Raw genomic sequence first — 16,014 nt, 5'->3', positions numbered from 1 at the left:
GCGGGGGGGGTGGGTCGGGCCCGCCCACCCCGGGGGTCTGTGGGGCGCGGCGGCGGCCCGGGGTTGGGGGGGGTCCCCCCGTGTGGGGGGGGGGGGCCCGTGGCCCCCCAACTCCTCCCACATCTCGTGGAACGAGGCGGTCACGCGCCCTCGCCTTCGCCCTCGCGCATCGGGATGCGGACGCCGCGCTCGGCGGCCACCTCGTCGGCGCGCTCGTAGCCCGCGTCGACATGCCGGATGACGCCCATACCGGGGTCGTTGGTGAGCACCCGGCGGATCTTCTCGCCGGCCAGCGGCGTGCCGTCGGCGACGGTGACCTGGCCGGCGTGGATCGAGCGGCCCATGCCGACGCCGCCGCCGTGGTGCAGCGAGACCCAGGAGGCACCGGAGGCGACATTGACCATGGCGTTGAGCAGCGGCCAGTCGGCGATCGCGTCCGAGCCGTCCTTCATGGCCTCGGTCTCGCGGTAGGGCGAGGCGACGGAACCGCAGTCGAGGTGATCACGGCCGATGGCCAGCGGGGCGCGCAGGGTGCCGTCGGCGACCATCTCGTTGAAGCGCTCACCGGCCTTGTCGCGTTCGCCGTAGCCGAGCCAGCAGATCCGGGCGGGCAGGCCCTGGAAGTGGACCCGCTCGCCGGCCAGCTTGATCCAGCGGGCCAGCGACTCGTTCTCCGGGAAGAGGTCCAGGATCGCCTTGTCGGTCGCGGCGATGTCCCGGGCGTCGCCGGACAGCGCGGCCCAGCGGAACGGCCCCTTGCCCTCGGCGAACAGTGGCCGGATATAGGCGGGGACGAAGCCGGGGAAGGCGAAGGCCCGCTCGTATCCGGCGAGCTGGGCCTCGCCGCGGATCGAGTTGCCGTAGTCGAAGACCTCGGCGCCGGCGTCCATGAAGCCGACCATGGCCTCGACGTGGCGGGCCATCGACTCACGCGCCCGCTGGGTGAAGTCGGCGGGCTTTTCCGCCGCGTAGGCGGCCATGTCGTCGAAGTCGATGCCGATGGGCAGGTAGGCCAGCGGGTCGTGGGCGCTGGTCTGGTCGGTGACGATGTCGATCGGGGCGCCCTCGGCCAGCATCTGCGGCAGCAGCTCGGCGGCGTTGCCGAGCAGGCCGATGGAGAGCGGCTTGCGCTGGTCACGGGCCTCGACGGCGAGCTGGAGCGCGTGCTGGAGGCTGTCCGCCCGCACGTCCAGGTAGCGGTGCTCGATCCGGCGCTCGATGGCGCGCGGGTCGACGTCGATGCAGATCGCGACGCCGTCGTTCATGGTGACGGCGAGCGGCTGGGCGCCGCCCATCCCGCCGAGGCCGGCGGTGAGGGTGATGGTGCCCGCCAGCGTGCCGTGGAACTTCTTGGCGGCGACGGCGGCGAAGGTCTCGTAGGTGCCCTGGAGGATGCCCTGGGTGCCGATGTAGATCCACGAACCGGCGGTCATCTGCCCGTACATGGTCAGGCCGAGGGCCTCCAGACGGCGGAACTCCTCCCAGTTGGCCCAGTCGCCGACGAGGTTGGAGTTGGCGATGAGCACCCGCGGGGCCCATTCGTGCGTCTGCATCACGCCGACCGGCCTGCCGGACTGGACGAGCATCGTCTCGTCCTGCTTGAGCGTGGTGAGCGTGCGCACCATCGCGTCGAAGGAGCGCCAGTCACGTGCGGCCTTGCCCGTGCCGCCGTAGACGACGAGCTGGTCCGGGTGTTCGGCCACTTCCGGATCGAGGTTGTTCTGCAGCATGCGCAGCGCGGCTTCCTGCTGCCATCCCCGAGCACTCAGCTCCGTACCGCGCGGTGCCCGCACGGGTCGCGGTCCCGACATGGGCCGTGCCTCCCTGACGTCGAATGGATTGAGCTATTCACATATTGGGGTTGGTGAATAGCGCTAGTCAACAGGGCGCGGTGAGCCACCCACCGCGAGCCGCACGATCCAGCCGACACTTTCCGGATTTTTGACTTGCCGACTGGGAAAGTCTGCGCTAACTTTCCTACTAGGCAAGTAAACGGGGACAGTACGGACCGCCTTGGGGAGGCGATGGCCATGAGCACACCGGTGGATGCCGAACAGGCCTGGCAGGATCTGCAGCGCATCCGGGTACCGCAAGAGCGGGTGTACGACGAGATCGAGCGCTGCGCCCATGGCGATGCCGGGGCGACGTACACCACGGCCGGAATCATGTGGCTGTTCCTCGCCGTCTCGGGTCTCGACCTGCCGATGTGGGCGTTCTGCCTGGTGCTCACCGCCTACGTCACCCTGCTCGGCTCGCTGGCTGTGATCTACAACCGCAGGACCCGGATGCGACTGCACCGCTCGCGCCACAGCTGGCGGTCGTTCGCCACCTTCTTCGCGGGCATGGCGGTGACCGCGGTGACCATCCTGGTCTCCGGCCGGCTGGTCGACTGGCTGGCGCTGCCGTTCGGCAGCCTGATCCAGGCCACCGTCTCCGCGGGCGCCTTCGTCCTCTTCGTCGGCCCGGCGAACCGCTGGGCGGTCAGCTCACTGCGCGACCGCGGCACGAGAACCATCCGGAAGGAGGCTGCCCGATGAGCACCCCGAGCGGCTTCGACGAACTGATCCACCCCTCCACCCGGCTGTCCGTGGTGGCGCTGCTCGCCGCCACGGAATGGGCCGACTTCCCGTTCATCCGCGACAGCCTCTCGCTCAGCGACTCCGCGCTCTCCAAGCAGCTGCACACCCTGGAGGAGGCCGGATATCTGGAGATCCGCAAGGAGGGCGGCGGCCGTAAACGGCGCACCAAGGTACGGCTGACGAGCCGCGGCCGGACCGCCTTCGAGGGCCATGTGGCCGCACTCCGGGCCATCGTCGAGGGCGCGGGGCCGGCGGCGGTGTCCGCACCGGCGACGGAGTCCGCAGCGCCGGCACCGGGGACAGGGCAACAGCAACAGCGCGCGGAGGCGGGCCGATGACGACCACCGAGCAGCTGACCGTCCCCCCGGCCGCGGCCGCTGCGACGGCCACGGATCCCACCGGATCCGCCCAACCCGTCATCCGGGTACGTGACTTGAGGATGTCGTACGGCAGCACACCCGTCCTGCACGGCATCGATCTGGACATCCACCGCGGGGAGATCTTCGCGCTGCTCGGCCCCAACGGCGCGGGGAAGACCACCACCGTCGAGATCCTGGAGGGCTTCCGGCGGCGCTCCGCCGGGGAGGCCGCCGTCCTGGGGACGGACCCGGCGCGCGGCGACGACGCCTGGCGCGGCCGGATCGGCCTGGTCCTGCAGTCCTGGCGCGACCACCGCCGCTGGCGGGTGGCCGAGCTGCTGAGGCACTTCGCCCTGTACTACCCGGCTCCCCGCGATCCCGCCGGGCTGCTGGCCCTGGTCGGCCTCACCGAGCAGGCCGGACAGCAGGTCGACCGGCTGTCCGGCGGCCAGCGCCGACGCCTGGACGTGGCACTGGCGATCGTCGGCCGCCCCGAACTCCTCTTCCTGGACGAGCCGACCACGGGCTTCGACCCCGAGGCCCGGCGCGACTTCCACGATCTGGTCGAACGGCTCGCCCGCGACGAGGGCGTCACGATCCTGCTCACCACCCACGATCTGGCGGAGGCCGAGCGGCTGGCCGACCGGATAGCCGTGCTGGTCAACGGCCGGATCCGGGCCGGCGGCACCCCGGCGGAACTGGCCCGGCGGGCCGCCGCACAGGCCGAGGTCCGCTGGACGGCGGCCGACGGCACGGCCCGCCGGGAACGCACCGAGGACCCCTCCCGGCTGGTCTGGGAGCTCCACCGGGAAACCGGCGGACCCATCGCCGACCTGGAGGTCCGTCGCCCCACGCTGGAGGACACCTACCTGCACATGGTGCACCGGGACGACGGGGACGGAGCCGGGGCAGGGACGGGGAGTGCGGGCGAGACCGCGGCCTCGAACAGGGAGAAGCAAGCATGAGGGGGAACGAAGTGACGGCCGTGACAGACGCGACAGCGGCGACGGACAGGGCCCCGGCGGCCGGCACGGCGGGGAGGGCGGCCACGGCCGGTGCGACTACGAGCGGTGCGACCACGGGCGAGGTGGCCGCCTCGCGCCCTCGTCGCCGCTACTGGCGCGCCGGGCTCCTGCGCGGCGGCATCGAACTCCGCCACCTCGTCCGCAACCCCAAGGAGATGAGCGGCCATCTGATCAATGTCGTCGTCGCGCTGCTGCTCGCCGGCTATGTCAGCGACAAAGTGCCCGGCACCCATGTCCCGATGGCCCAGCTGACGCTGGCCGGCTTCGCCGCCTATCTGCTGTTCCAGATCGGGCTGGTCAATCTCCCGCAGATCCTGGTGACCGAGCGCGAGGAGGGCGCCCTGCTGCGGCTGCGCGCCACCCCCGGCGGCATACCTGCCTATCTCGTCGCCAAGTCGCTGCTGGTGGTGGCCATGGCGTTCGGGACCCTGGTCGTCCTGCTGGGAGCCGCCGCGCTGCTGGTGGACGGGCCGCTGCCGCACGGGCCCGGCGGGTGGCTGACCCTGCTGTGGGTCAGCGCGCTCGGACTGCTCGCCGTCGTACCGCTGGGCGCGGCCATCGGCGCCGTGCTGCCGAACCCCCGTGAGGCGCTTGCGTTGATCATGCTGCCCTCGATGGCGCTGCTGGTCACCTCGGGAGCGATGTTCCCGCTCGCCTCGCTGCCCGCGCTGGTCCAGAAGATCGCCTCCGTCTTCCCGCTCAAGTGGATGGCGCAGGGCCTGCGCTCGGCCCTCCTGCCGGACGCCGCGCGCGCAGCGGAACCGGCCGGCTCCTGGGAGCTGCCGACCGTGGCGCTGATACTCACCGCCTGGGCCGTCCTCGGTTTCCTGCTCGCCGTCCCGCTCCTGCGCCGCGCCGCCCGCCGCGAGTCCGGCTCCCGCCTCTCCGAACGCCACCGCAAGGCGGGCTGGGCCGCAGGCCGGACGGCCTGAACGGGGAAACGGGCGCTCGGACGGTCCGGGCACTCGGATGGTCCGGGCGGGGGGCGGTTCGGGCGGGAACGGACGGTGCGGACCGGGGCGGACGGGGCGGGCCGGTGACGGGCTGCCGAGGCGGGCGCGGGCGGCCTGAGCCCAGGGCCGGGGGGCCGGGCCGCGCGCCGGGGTCCGAGACTCACTGGCCGGGGCCTCTGGCCACTGGCCGGGGTCTGGGCCCGATAGGCAGACGTGAGCTCCCGGCCCCCCGGGGTGGGAACTCCCAGCCACCCCGGGTGGGAAGGCTCCCGACCCCGGGCGAAGGCTCACACCCCCGGCGAAAGCTCTCGGCCGCCCCGGTCCCGGTTGGCGTGTCACCCCCACCCAATGATGGAGTTGACCCATGAACTTCACGGAGCGAGACCGTGCCGTAGAGGCAGCCATCGCGCGGGGGCTGGTGGGCCCCGGCGAGCCCGTCGCCGGGCTGCTCGACATCGCCGGGATCCGCCGGTCGGCGGCCGAACTCCGTGCCGCTTTCGAGGAGTTCACCGCTCCGGGCACCCCGGTCCTGCACGCCTTCGCGGTGAAGGCCGCCTCGCTCGTCCCCGTCTTGCGGCTGCTCGCGCAGGAGGGGCTCGGCTGCGAGGTGGCCAGCCCCGGCGAGCTGGCGCTGACCCGTGCCGCCGGGGTGCCGGTCGCGCGGACCGTCCTGGACTCGCCCGCCAAGACCCTCGCCGAACTGCGCGAGGCGCTGGCCCTCGGGATCGCCGTCAACGCCGACAACCCCGAGGAACTCGCTCGTATCGACGCGCTGATGGCCTCAGCGCCGAGCAGCGCGCCCATCGGTCTGCGGGTCAACCCCCAGATCGGCGGCGGCAGCATCGGGGCGATGAGCACTGCCACGGACACCTCGAAGTTCGGCGTCGGGCTGCGTGACGAGGGCGCCCGCGAGTGGGTCGTGCAGGCCTTCCTCGCCCGCCCGTGGCTGACCCGGCTGCACGCCCATGTCGGCTCCCAGGGCATGCCCTTGGAGCTGATGGCAGCCGGAGTACGGGCCCTTTTCGACCTCGCCGAGGAGATCAACGAGAAGGCCGGCCGGCGCCAGATCGACACCCTCGACATCGGCGGCGGCCTGCCGGTCAACTTCTCCTCGGACGCCACCACCCCGACCTACCGCGAGTACGCCGCGCTGCTGCACGCGGCCGTCCCCGGTCTGCTGTCCGGACGCTATGGGATCGTCACCGAGTTCGGCCGCTCGCTGCTGGCCAAGCACGGCACGGTCCTCGCCCGTGTCGAATACGCCAAGTCGGCCGGCGGCCGGCCGATCGCCGTCACCCACGCCGGCGCCCAGGTCGCCACCCGTACGGTCTTCGTTCCCGAGGCCTGGCCGATCCGGATCGCGGCCTACGACGCCGAGGGGCGCCCCAAGACGGGGGCTCCGGTCGCCCAGGACATCGCGGGACCGTGCTGCTTCGCGGGTGACCTGGTCGCGGAGAACCGTCCGCTCCCTCGCCTGGAGTCCGGCGACCATGCCGCCCTGCTGGACACCGGCGCCTACTACTTCTCCACTCACTTCGCCTACAACTCCCTTCCGCGCCCCGGGATTTACGGCTATGCGGCGGACGCGGACGGCACCGTCCGCTTCGCGACCGTCCGCACCCCGCAGACCCTGGAGGAACTCACCGCGGAAAGCGGCGGCGCGCACGCGGAGTCGCTGGGCGAGCTCGGGAAGCAGTAGGTGAGAGGCGGCAGTGGACGGCGCGCCCACCGGGCGCCCGCCCGCCACTCACCGCCGGTCAGGGGCGGAGCCACCACCGTGACGGCGGAGCCACCACCGTGACGCCCGCGCCGTAACGCCCACGCCGTGACACCCAGACCGTGACACCCACGCAGTGACACCCACGCCGTGACGTGCGGCCGCCACCCGGACGGATGACCTCCGGCCCGGCTCGGCCCGGTCGGGACCGTGCGAGCCCGGTCGGGACCGCTCCCGCCACGCCCCCTACGGGACTCCCCCACCGCAGCCTCGCTCCCCACCCCTGCCGTCCCCTGCCCTGCCCCGCCCTGCCCTGTTCTCACTTCACTCCACGAACAGCCCCCGCGCCGCCGCTCCCGCGTCGAACTCCTCCAGGCGGGCCTGGGCGTCCGGGAGGACGTCGCACATCGCTTCCAGCAGGACGCGGCCCAGCAGCATGGGGGCACAGGCCGTGTCGAAGGCGAGGCCGGTGCCGACGGGGGCCGGAAGGAGGAGGTCGGTGTGGTGGGCGACGGGGGCGAAGGCGCTGTCGGCGACGGTGACCACGGTCAGGCCGGCCGTGCGGGCGTGGTCCAGGGCGTCGACGACCTCGCGGGGGTGGCGGGGCAGGGCGAAGCAGAGCAGCGCGCTCGCGCCGGCGCGTACGGCGGCGTCGATGCGGTCGGTGAGCATGGTGCCGCCCTCGTCCAGAAGACGGACGTCGGGGTGGACCTTGCGGGCGAAGTAGCTGAAGCCGGCGGCCTGGGCGGTGGCGGCGCGCAGCCCGAGGACGGGGAGCGGCCGGGAGGCGGCGAGGAGGCGGCCGGCCTCGATCACCGGCGACGGGTCGGCGAAGGCGGCGGCGAGCTGGCGGAGGTTGTCGATCTCCGCCTGGACGGCCTGCTGGTACTCGTTGTGGGAGCCGGTGTCGCCGGGCTTGTCCGTGGGTGCGACCTCGCGCAGATGCCGGCGCAGCGCCGGGTAGCCGTCGAAGCCGAGGGCGACGGCGAAGCGGGTGACGGACGGCTGGCTGACGCCGGCCAGTTCGGCGAGTTCGACGCTGGAGAGGAAGGGCGCATCGGCGGCCCGGCGCACCATGCAGTGGGCGATCCGGCGCTGAGTGGGTGTCAGCCGGTGGCCCTCGAAGAGCTTCTGGAGACGGGCGGCAGTACCGGTGTCCGCTCCGGCGACCGCGTCCGGGCCGGCGACCGCGTCCGGGCCGGTCTGCGCGCCCCGCGCCCCGTCGACCCCGGCCTTCGCGGCGCCGCTCTGCACGCCGTCCCCCTGCGCGCCGTCGCCCTGCACGCCGTCGCCCTGCGCGCCCTCGTCGTGAGTGCCCTCGTCATGCGCGCCGTCATCGTGCGCGCCGCCGATGTCCCTCGCCCCGTCGTCGGCCGGGCCGCCGATGCCGCCGTTGTCCCCGTCCCCGCTCATCGCCTCTTCTTCCCGGCCCGGTCGGGGGCCTTGTCCTGTGTCGACCGACTGTACGGAATTCCTGGCACTCTCCGGTCCGGGATACGCGCCGCGATCCGGCCGAACGGCATCACCCACCCCGGCCTCCCGCGGCCTCCGCCGTAGTGGGCACACGCGGAACCACGCCTCCCGCAGTCTCCGCCGCAGCGGTCACCCGCGGAACGCCACACCTCCCACGGCCGCACGGAACCGCCCGCCTCCCGGGGCCACACGGAAACATCACCCCACCCACGACCGCACGGAAACCCCACCCCACCGGCGACCGCACGGAACCGTCACCTCTCCCCCAGCCACACGGCACACGGCACACGGCACACGGCACACGGCACACGGCACACGAAACCCCACCCCTCGCCGGACCGCACGAAACCGCCACCCCCACCCGGCCCCCGTACGGCGCCACCCCACCCCACCCCTCACCACTCCGCCAGCCCGTCCAGCAGCCCCGACGCCACGGCCACGTCGTCGGTCAGCGGTCGGTCCTCCATCCGCGGGTCGAGGGCGTCGGCGGCGCGGGCATAGGCGGAGGCGAGCGGAATGTCCGGGTCGGGTTCCAGGGAGCGCATCCGCAAGGCCCGTACGGCGGCGACCAGTTCGCAGGCGAGGATCTGGCGGTAGTACGTGCAGGCGCGCAGGGTCTGGCGGGCGCCGAGGGAGGCGAAGCTGGCCTGTTCCTCGACGCCGCGGGAGAGCACGGCGTGGCCGAGCGAGGCCGGGTGGGAGACCGCACGCATCTCGCCGAGCGCCGCGCCGGCCGCGTATTCGAGGATCATCACGCCCGAGCTGGCGGGCGCCGGGTCGCCCAGGAACGGCCGCAGCCGGGTGAAGTCGGGCTCGGAGAGCGCGGCGAGCCGGGCGGTGGACAGCCGGGCGGTCTGCAGCACGGCCAGCCGGAAGGCGTCCAGGGCGAGCGCGGCATGTGCGGCGTAGAAGTTGCCGTGGTGGTAGGCGGCCTGGTCCTCGATGCTGATCAGCGGGTTCTCGGCGGCGGCGTTCACCTCGACCGTCAGTACCTCGTCCAGGGTGTCGGCGGCGTCCAGCGCCGGGCCGTGGATCTGCGGGATGCAGCGGAAGCCGTACGGGTCCTGGATACGGCCGAGGGGCGGGGTCGGGCGGGGCGGGACGCCGGAGAGGGTGCGCAGCCGGGCGGCGGCGGCCGCGGAGCCGGGGTGCGGGCGGGCGAGCATGACCGGTTCGGCGAAGGGCTCGTAGGAACCGCCGACCGCCAGCAGGGAGAGCGCGGCGATGGGGAGGGAGGCGGCCAGCAGGCGGCGCAGCTCGTCGAGGGCGAGCGCGGACTGGCCGAGGGTGAGGGCGTTGCTGCTGATCAGGGCGAGGGCGTCATTGTTGTCGAGGGCGATGGGGGCGGGGGCCCGGCCGCCGCGCACGCAGCGCCAGGGGTGTTCGCCGGCCAGCGCGAGGCCGGTCTGGGCGAGCGCGGCCAGGTCGCCGGTGCCGACGGCGCCGTGTTCGTTGACGACGGGGTGTGCGCCGGCGTCCAGGGCGGACAGCAGGGACGTGATGACGGCGGGGTTCAGGCCCGCGCCGCCCGCCAGCAGCTGGTTGGCCCGTACCGCGAGCATGGCACGGACCTCGCGGGCGGGCAGCGGGTCGCCGATCGCGCCTGCGTGGCTGCGCAGCAGCCGCAGTCCGTGGTCGGCGTCCGCGGCCCCGACGTGCTCCGTGCGGTTGGCGCCGACGCCGGTGCTGCGCCCGTAGACCCGGCCGGTGGCGGCGAGGCGGCGCGCGGTCTCCCAGGATTCCTCGGCGCGGGCGAAGGCCTTGGGGTCGGGCGTCGCGGGGTGCGCGGTGCGGTCCGCGAGGGCGGCGATGTCGGCGGTGTGCAGACCGGTGCCGTCGAGTGTGATGCGCCGGCCCGTGCGGGGACGGTTGTCCAGCATGTGAGAAACCAAGGGGCTCAACTCCCTCTTATAACGCGCTTTGTGGACGGAAGTCCGACACCTCGTTCCGTACGGTGAGCCGAAGCAACAGGCGATGTAACAGGCGATTTACTTCCGCCTATTGACTTCTATTCACGCGCCTAAGACTCTGCATGACACTATGCAGGCCGGGCAAGGGGCAGCGGATGATCAAGTTCGACGCAGTCAGCAAGCGATACCCGAATGGCACCACCGCCGTGGACGAACTGTCCCTGGACCTCCCCGAGGGCGGTGTCACCGTCCTCGTCGGCTCGTCGGGTTGCGGCAAGACCACCACCCTGCGGATGGTCAACCGCATGGTCGAACCGACCTCCGGGACGATCAGCGTCGGCGGCCGCAACATTCTGGAGGCGGACGCCGCCGAGCTGCGCCGCGGCATCGGTTATGTGATCCAGCAATCCGGTCTCTTCCCTCACCGTACGATCCTGGACAACATCGCGACGGTCCCCCTGCTGCTGGGCTGGGGCAAGCGCAAGGCCCGCGCCCGCGCCGCCGAGCTGCTGGAGCTGGTCGGCCTGCCCACCGATGCCGGCAAGCGCTATCCGCACCAGCTCTCCGGAGGTCAGCAGCAGCGCGTCGGCGTCGCCCGCGCGCTGGCCGCCGACCCGCCCGTGCTGCTGATGGACGAGCCCTTCGGTGCCGTCGACCCGGTCGTCCGCACCCAGCTGCAGAACGAGCTGCTGCGGCTCCAGGAGGAGCTGCGCAAGACCGTCGTCTTCGTGACCCACGACATCGACGAGGCGGTCCGGCTGGGCGACCGGATCGCGGTCTTCCGTACCGGCGGCCGGCTCGTCCAGTGCGCCGAGCCCGCCGAGCTGCTGGCCCGCCCCGCCGATGACTTCGTCGCCGACTTCCTGGGCGCCGAGCGCGGGCTGAAGCTGCTCTCGCTCACCACCCTCGCGGACGTTCCGTACGCCCCCGGCCGGGCGATACGCGCGGACGAGCCGGTCGGCGGGATATCCCGCGCGGACGGCCGCTGGCGCGTGGTGACCTCGCCGGGCGGGGAACCGCTGGGGTGGCTGGACACCGACGCGCTGCCCGCCGGCGGGACGGCCGGCGAGGCCCCGCTGGAGGCCGTACGGCCGCTGCGCGACACCGATTCGCTCCTCTCGGCGCTCAACGAGGCGGTCTCCTCCCCCGCCGCCGCGGTCGCCCGGGTCACCGAGGACGGGGTGCTGACCGGCCTCACCTCCCGTGACGCCATTCACGACCGGGCGGGCCGCAGCCACGCGGAGGCGGGACGGGCGAAGGCCGTCCCCGCCGACCCCGCCGACCCCGCGACGCCGGACTCCGAGGACGCCGCGCCCCTCAAGACCGTCTCCGCCACGGAGCGCCCCGCATGACCATCGAGTGGGGCTGGTTCCCCGACCACGCCGACGAGATGGCCCGCCTGACCGCGGACCACCTCGCCACCGCCGTGCCCGCCGTCCTCCTCGGCCTGCTGATCGCGCTGCCGCTGGCGGTCCTGGCGCACCGGGTACGGCCGCTGCGCGGCTTCGTCCTCGGCGCGTCCAACATCCTCTACACGATCCCGTCCCTCGCCTTCTTCGTCCTCCTCCTGCCGGTCACCGGTCTCACCCGCACCACCGCGATCGTCGGTCTGACCGCGTACACCCTGGTGGTGCTGGTACGGAACACCGTCGAGGGCCTGGACGCGGTCCCGGTCAAGGCCCGTGAGGCATCGAAGGCGATGGGGACCACGCCGCTGCGCACCCTGCTCACCGTCGAGCTGCCGCTCGCCCTCCCGGTGATCATGGCGGGCGTACGGGTCGCCACCGTCATGTCCATCTCCCTGGTCAGCGTGGCGAGTTACATCGGATACGGCGGCCTCGGCCAGCTCTTCACCGACGGCTTCCAGCGCAACTACCCCACCCCGGTGATCGCCGGTGTGGCCCTGACCCTGCTGCTCGCCCTGGTCGCCGACGCGCTGCTGGTGACCGTCCAGTGGCTGTGCACCCCCTGGCGGCGCGGCACCCCCCGGCAGCGCACCTTCAAGTGGCGGAAGGCAGCGTGACGCGCCGATGCTCGAACTCCTGAAGAACCTCTTCTCCTGGCTGACCAGTCCGGCCCAGTGGGCGGGCCCCGAGGGCATCGCCAGCCGCATCCTGGAGCACCTGGAGTACTCGGTGCTCGCCACCCTCGCCGCGGCCCTGATCGCGCTGCCGGTCGGGCTGCTCATCGGCCACACCGGACGCGGCGCCTTCCTCGCCGTGAACCTCTCCTCCTTCGGCCGGGCGCTGCCCACCGTCGGCCTGGTCACCCTGGTGTTCCTCGCAGGCGGGCTGAGCGTATGGCCGGTGTATGTGTCGCTGGTCGCGCTCGCCGTGCCCGTGATCATCACCAATACGTACGCGGGGATGGCCGCCGTCGACCCCGAGGTCAAGGACGCCGCCAAGGGCGTGGGGCTGCGCGGCCGCCAGATCCTCTGGCAGGTCGAACTCCCGCTCGCCCTCCCGCTGATCATGACCGGGGTGCGGCTGGCGACCGTGCAGGTCGTCGCCACCGCCACCATCGCCGCCTATGTCAGCTTCGGCGGGCTGGGCCGCTATGTCTTCGACGGGCTGGCGCAGCGCGACCTGGTGCAGGTCCTCGGCGGGGCGGCCCTGGTCGCCGTGCTCGCCGTCGTCGCCGACCTGGCCCTGGGCGGCCTGACGCGGCTGCTGTTCCGCGGCCGCCCGGCCACCGCCCGCTGAGCACCTTGCCGCCCCGCCCGCTACGTACGTCCCGAGGAGCCCCGTCCATGAACCGTCGTACCGTCCTGACCACTCTCCTCGCCGGCGCCTCGGCCCCGCTGCTGGCCTCCTGCTCCTCCGGCATCACCTCCCTCAAGGGGGACGGCGCCGGCGGCGACAGCGGCAGCAGCAGCGGCGGACTGGTCATCGGCACCGCCAACTTCACCGAGAACCAGATCCTCGGCTACCTCTACGCGGGCGTGCTGAACGCCGCCGGGGTCAAGACCACCGTCAAGCCCAACCTCGGCTCCCGCGAGATCGTGGTGCCCGCACTGCGCTCCGGCGATATCGATCTGCTCCCCGAATACCAGGGCAGCCTGCTGCTCTACCTCGACAAGAAGGCCACCGAGACCGAGGCGGGCGCGATGCAGAACGCGCTGGCCACCGTGCTCCCCGACGGCCTCGAAGTCCTCCCGTACGCGGCCGCCGAGGACCGCGACAGCTTCGCCGTGACCCGCGCGACCGCCGACCGCTACGGCCTCAAGACGCTCGCCGATCTGCGCAGGACCAACGGCAAGCTGGTGTTCGGCGCGGCCGCCGAGATGAAGAAGCGGGTCGTCGGGGTCGTCGGCCTCAAGGACCAGTACGGCGTGGAATTCAAGGAGTTCAAGGCGCTGGACTCGTCCGGGCCGCTGGTCAAGGGCGCGCTGAAGAAGGGCGACATCGACATCGCCAATGTGTTCACCACGGATGTCGACACCGCGGAGAACGGCTGGGTGCAGCTCGCGGACCCCAAGCACCTCATCCCCGCCCAGCACATCGTCCCGCTGATCGCCGCCCGCAAGGCCGACTCCAAGGTCCGCAAGGCCCTGGCCCGTCTGGGCAACACCCTCACCACCGCCCACCTCACCGAGCTCAACCGCCTCGTCGACAAGGAGAAGCAGGACCCGGACCGGGTGGCCGAAGCCTGGCTGAAGAAGCACAAGGTGGACTGACGCGGGGCGGGGCGGGCGGCCGCCGTACCGCCGTCGCCCGATGAGTTTCCCCGCCCCGCACGGTCTCTTCTCCTGTGCTGCCCACGCCGCCCCGGGCCGTCGTCTGGCGCCTCGGCCCGTCGATCGCCCGCGCCGAGATCCCCGCGCTGTGCGACCGCCTCCGCCTGCTGCTGTGCGCCCGCCCGGGGACGACGGTCCGGTGCGACGTACGGGCCCTCGCCCCCGGCGCCACCGCCGTCGAGGCCCTGCTCCGCCTCCAGCTCACCGCCCGGCGGCAGGGGCACGTCATCCGGCTGTGTCACGTACCGGACGGACTGAACCGGCTGCTCACGGTGACGGGGCTGACCGAGGTCCTGCCGGCCGACCCTCCATCGGGGACGCCACCGCACCCTCCGTAGCGGGCCCGCCGTAGCACATCGGCAGTCCGAACAGTGGGAACAGCCGCTCGGTGTCCAGGAAGCACTGCAGCGCGGTGATCCGGCCGTCCGTCGTCTCGATGACCTGGATCGCCCAGGGCTCGCCGTCCGCGCGGTACTGCCCGAACGCCGGCCGGCCGTTCGCCGTGACCGGCACCAGATGCGACCCCTCGCAGCCGCAGCCCGGCCCCAGCAGCCACTTCACGATGTCGTCGCGGCCGCGCAGCCACAGCTCGTACGGCGGCATGGACAGCGTGGAGTCCTCGTGCAGCAGGGCGGTGAGCGCGTCCATGTCGAACCGTTCGAAGGCGTCGACATAGCGCTGGAGCAGCGCCTGCTGTGCGTCGTCCAGCTGCTGCGGCGAGGCATCGGCGGCGGTGTCACCGGACGCGGCGAGGGTCGCACGGGCCCGCTGCAGCGCGCTGTTGACCGAGGCGACCGAGCTGCCCAGCAGCTCGGCGACCTCACTCGCCGACCAGCTGAGCACCTCCCGCAGGATCAGCACCGCCCGCTGCCGGGGCGCCAGCCGCTGCAGCGCGGAGATGAACGCGAGCCGGACCGACTCCCGGGCGACGGCGGTCTCCGCCGGGTCCCCCGCGGACGCCAGCACCCGCTGGTCCGGTACGGGCCCGATCCAGGTCGTCTCGGGCAGCCCCGTGCCGACCGGGGTGTCCACGCTCGACGCCGAGGCGAGATCCATCGGCCGGGCCCGGCGCTGACTGCCCTTGAGCAGGTCCAGGCACACATTGGTGGCGATCCGGTACAGCCAGGACCGCAGGGACGCCCGCCCCTCGAACCGGTCGTAGCTGCGCCAGGCCCGCACCATCGTCTCCTGCACGGCGTCCTCGGCCTCGAACGCCGAGCCCAGCATCCGGTAGCAGTAGCCGGTCAGCTCCGTGCGGTGCGCCTCCAGCCGGTCCGCCAACTCCCCCTGCGGCGCAGGCGGTCCGCCGCCGTCCGCCGTTGCGCCTCCGGCTGCCGCCGTGGTTTCGCTCGTCGAGGACCGTTTCATCGAGGACACCCGCCCATCCGCCCGTCGGCCGACCACCGGCACGCGCGCCCGACGCTACCGGAGCATCGGGCACCAGTCTGCTCCTCGGCGCGGGGCGCCGCAGCCGGGGCCGGACGCGGGGAGAACGGCGGAAGGACGGACCGGGCACCATGGCCCGGCCCGTCCCCGCACCTCAGGTCATCTGCGCAGCTGCACGCCGCGCAGCACCCCTCCGACGACCGCACCGGCCAGCACGCTCAGCACAAGCCGACCGGGTTCCGTCAAACCGGAGAACACGGCGTGCGTGAGCGCAAAGACGACCACGACCGCGAGAATTCCGGCGATCAGTGCCTTTCTCATTTCTTGCCCATCATCAGCAATCGGAAAGCGAAAGCACCGCACCGGAGACCAGGCCCCCGAAAGCCCCCGCCGTGGCGCCCGCGGCACACCCGGTCTCGGCGCCTGCTATGCACCCGCCTATCCCGCCGGACACCACATAGTCCCTGATCTTGTCGTTGGCGCACCGGGAATAGCTCTCGGCCGCCATGCCCCGCGCGGAGAGGCCGAGCTGCCGGAAGCTACGGGTCGCCCGGACCGTCACCGTGGCACCCTTGGCGCGATACCTGACGTGCGCCGTTTTGCCGTTCTTCAGTTTGATCGCGGTGCCCAGCCGGCCCACCGTACGGTGACCGGGCCCGACCAGCGCCAGCTTCTTGCCGGCGACGGTGAAGTGGTAGCCGGCGGGCAGGGAAAGAGTGGCCGTCAGTGTTTTGCCGTCCGGCGACCTGAGCGACTTCAGCTTGAATCCTTTCGCGGCACTCACCGGTTTCGCGGAATGCGGTGCACTCTCCGCCGAGGCGGGACCGGCCACCCCCGCAAGAGCCAGGGCGGTGAGCGCGGACGCAGCGGTCTTCC

Annotated in this window: 16 protein-coding genes; 10 read left to right on the top strand and 6 right to left on the bottom strand. The window is 72.7% G+C overall.

Translation table 11 applies throughout. The features are described 5' to 3' along the window. Window positions 1–140: 140 nt before the first annotated feature. The gene (gene hutU / locus ACWGI6_RS25435; RefSeq protein WP_393908243.1) at window positions 141–1,811 is read right to left on the bottom strand and encodes a urocanate hydratase; all 1,671 of its coding nucleotides are present in this window, start codon (window positions 1,809–1,811) and stop codon (window positions 141–143) included. 219 nt (window positions 1,812–2,030) lie between these two features. Here hutU and ACWGI6_RS25430 point away from each other — a divergent pair, with 219 nt between their 5' ends. The 5 genes from ACWGI6_RS25430 (at window position 2,031) to ACWGI6_RS25410 (ending at window position 6,615) form a co-directional block, all read left to right on the top strand. Next, on the top strand, window positions 2,031–2,537 hold the full coding sequence (locus ACWGI6_RS25430; RefSeq protein ID WP_453269645.1) for a hypothetical protein: 507 nt from the start codon (window positions 2,031–2,033) through the stop codon (window positions 2,535–2,537). Beyond that, entirely contained in the window at window positions 2,534–2,917 is a 384-nt protein-coding gene (locus ACWGI6_RS25425; protein ID WP_453269644.1) for a transcriptional regulator, read from the top strand. The genes ACWGI6_RS25430 and ACWGI6_RS25425 overlap by 4 nt, the downstream gene beginning before the upstream one ends. Before the next feature lie 101 nt (window positions 2,918–3,018). Further along, window positions 3,019–3,903, top strand: coding sequence for an ABC transporter ATP-binding protein (locus tag ACWGI6_RS25420; RefSeq protein WP_453269672.1), 885 nt, complete (start codon window positions 3,019–3,021; stop codon window positions 3,901–3,903). 11 nt (window positions 3,904–3,914) lie between these two features. Then, window positions 3,915–4,895: an ABC transporter permease gene (locus ACWGI6_RS25415; RefSeq protein ID WP_453269671.1), complete on the top strand. Its 981-nt coding sequence runs from the start codon at window positions 3,915–3,917 to the stop codon at window positions 4,893–4,895. Between the two features lie 385 nt (window positions 4,896–5,280). Continuing rightward, window positions 5,281–6,615, top strand: coding sequence for a diaminopimelate decarboxylase (locus ACWGI6_RS25410; RefSeq protein WP_453269643.1), 1,335 nt, complete (start codon window positions 5,281–5,283; stop codon window positions 6,613–6,615). Between the two features lie 342 nt (window positions 6,616–6,957). Here the strand turns inward: ACWGI6_RS25410 and ACWGI6_RS25405 are convergent, their stop codons facing one another. Next, window positions 6,958–8,046, bottom strand: a complete 1,089-nt coding sequence (locus ACWGI6_RS25405) for a MurR/RpiR family transcriptional regulator (RefSeq protein WP_453269642.1) — start codon at window positions 8,044–8,046, stop codon at window positions 6,958–6,960. A 455-nt stretch (window positions 8,047–8,501) separates the two neighbouring features. Further along, window positions 8,502–9,986, bottom strand: a complete 1,485-nt coding sequence (locus tag ACWGI6_RS25400; protein ID WP_393908249.1) for an aromatic amino acid ammonia-lyase — start codon at window positions 9,984–9,986, stop codon at window positions 8,502–8,504. Between the two features lie 185 nt (window positions 9,987–10,171). Between ACWGI6_RS25400 and ACWGI6_RS25395 the strand changes: the two genes are divergently transcribed. The 5 genes from ACWGI6_RS25395 (at window position 10,172) to ACWGI6_RS25375 (ending at window position 14,090) form a co-directional block, all read left to right on the top strand. Further along, the gene (locus ACWGI6_RS25395) at window positions 10,172–11,368 is read left to right on the top strand and encodes an ABC transporter ATP-binding protein (protein ID WP_453269641.1); all 1,197 of its coding nucleotides are present in this window, start codon (window positions 10,172–10,174) and stop codon (window positions 11,366–11,368) included. Next, window positions 11,365–12,039, top strand: coding sequence for an ABC transporter permease (locus ACWGI6_RS25390; RefSeq protein WP_393908251.1), 675 nt, complete (start codon window positions 11,365–11,367; stop codon window positions 12,037–12,039). The genes ACWGI6_RS25395 and ACWGI6_RS25390 overlap by 4 nt, the downstream gene beginning before the upstream one ends. 7 nt (window positions 12,040–12,046) lie before the next feature. Next, entirely contained in the window at window positions 12,047–12,718 is a 672-nt protein-coding gene (locus ACWGI6_RS25385) for an ABC transporter permease (RefSeq protein ID WP_393908252.1), read from the top strand. Window positions 12,719–12,765: 47 nt separating this feature from the next. Next, window positions 12,766–13,692 carry an ABC transporter substrate-binding protein gene (locus ACWGI6_RS25380; protein ID WP_453269640.1) on the top strand — a complete coding sequence of 309 codons (927 nt, stop codon included), beginning with the start codon at window positions 12,766–12,768 and terminating at the stop codon, window positions 13,690–13,692. A gap of 74 nt (window positions 13,693–13,766) precedes the next feature. After that, window positions 13,767–14,090, top strand: a complete 324-nt coding sequence (locus ACWGI6_RS25375; RefSeq protein ID WP_453269639.1) for an STAS domain-containing protein — start codon at window positions 13,767–13,769, stop codon at window positions 14,088–14,090. Here the strand turns inward: ACWGI6_RS25375 and ACWGI6_RS25370 are convergent. The 3 genes from ACWGI6_RS25370 to ACWGI6_RS25360 all read right to left on the bottom strand — a co-directional run bounded on the left by ACWGI6_RS25370 (window position 14,020) and on the right by ACWGI6_RS25360 (window position 15,922). After that, on the bottom strand, window positions 14,020–15,120 hold the full coding sequence (locus ACWGI6_RS25370; RefSeq protein WP_453269638.1) for a sigma-70 family RNA polymerase sigma factor: 1,101 nt from the start codon (window positions 15,118–15,120) through the stop codon (window positions 14,020–14,022). The two genes, ACWGI6_RS25375 and ACWGI6_RS25370, sit on opposite strands and share 71 nt — an antisense overlap. Window positions 15,121–15,297: 177 nt before the next feature. Next, window positions 15,298–15,459, bottom strand: coding sequence for a hypothetical protein (locus ACWGI6_RS25365; protein WP_453269637.1), 162 nt, complete (start codon window positions 15,457–15,459; stop codon window positions 15,298–15,300). Window positions 15,460–15,472: 13 nt separating this feature from the next. Next, window positions 15,473–15,922: a hypothetical protein gene (locus tag ACWGI6_RS25360; protein WP_453269636.1), complete on the bottom strand. Its 450-nt coding sequence runs from the start codon at window positions 15,920–15,922 to the stop codon at window positions 15,473–15,475. Between the last annotated feature and the right edge of the window lie 92 nt (window positions 15,923–16,014).

The organism is Streptomyces sp. NPDC054786 (assembly GCF_053611685.1).
This window is presented reverse-complemented; position numbering and strand designations above follow the sequence as displayed.

Excerpts from the sequence above, each read along its gene's own strand:
- ACWGI6_RS25365 (WP_453269637.1), bottom strand. The coding sequence starts at position 15,459 with ATGAGAAAGGCACTGATCGCCGGAATTCTCGCGGTCGTGGTCGTCTTT.
- ACWGI6_RS25400 (WP_393908249.1), bottom strand. The coding sequence starts at position 9,986 with ATGCTGGACAACCGTCCCCGCACGGGCCGGCGCATCACACTCGACGGC.
- ACWGI6_RS25380 (WP_453269640.1), top strand. The coding sequence starts at position 12,766 with ATGAACCGTCGTACCGTCCTGACCACTCTCCTCGCCGGCGCCTCGGCC.
- ACWGI6_RS25370 (WP_453269638.1), bottom strand. The coding sequence starts at position 15,120 with ATGAAACGGTCCTCGACGAGCGAAACCACGGCGGCAGCCGGAGGCGCA.
- ACWGI6_RS25410 (WP_453269643.1), top strand. The coding sequence starts at position 5,281 with ATGAACTTCACGGAGCGAGACCGTGCCGTAGAGGCAGCCATCGCGCGG.
- ACWGI6_RS25405 (WP_453269642.1), bottom strand. The coding sequence starts at position 8,046 with ATGAGCGGGGACGGGGACAACGGCGGCATCGGCGGCCCGGCCGACGAC.
- ACWGI6_RS25390 (WP_393908251.1), top strand. The coding sequence starts at position 11,365 with ATGACCATCGAGTGGGGCTGGTTCCCCGACCACGCCGACGAGATGGCC.
- ACWGI6_RS25395 (WP_453269641.1), top strand. The coding sequence starts at position 10,172 with ATGATCAAGTTCGACGCAGTCAGCAAGCGATACCCGAATGGCACCACC.
- ACWGI6_RS25385 (WP_393908252.1), top strand. The coding sequence starts at position 12,047 with ATGCTCGAACTCCTGAAGAACCTCTTCTCCTGGCTGACCAGTCCGGCC.
- hutU (WP_393908243.1), bottom strand. The coding sequence starts at position 1,811 with ATGTCGGGACCGCGACCCGTGCGGGCACCGCGCGGTACGGAGCTGAGT.
- ACWGI6_RS25420 (WP_453269672.1), top strand. The coding sequence starts at position 3,019 with ATGTCGTACGGCAGCACACCCGTCCTGCACGGCATCGATCTGGACATC.
- ACWGI6_RS25425 (WP_453269644.1), top strand. The coding sequence starts at position 2,534 with ATGAGCACCCCGAGCGGCTTCGACGAACTGATCCACCCCTCCACCCGG.
- ACWGI6_RS25430 (WP_453269645.1), top strand. The coding sequence starts at position 2,031 with ATGAGCACACCGGTGGATGCCGAACAGGCCTGGCAGGATCTGCAGCGC.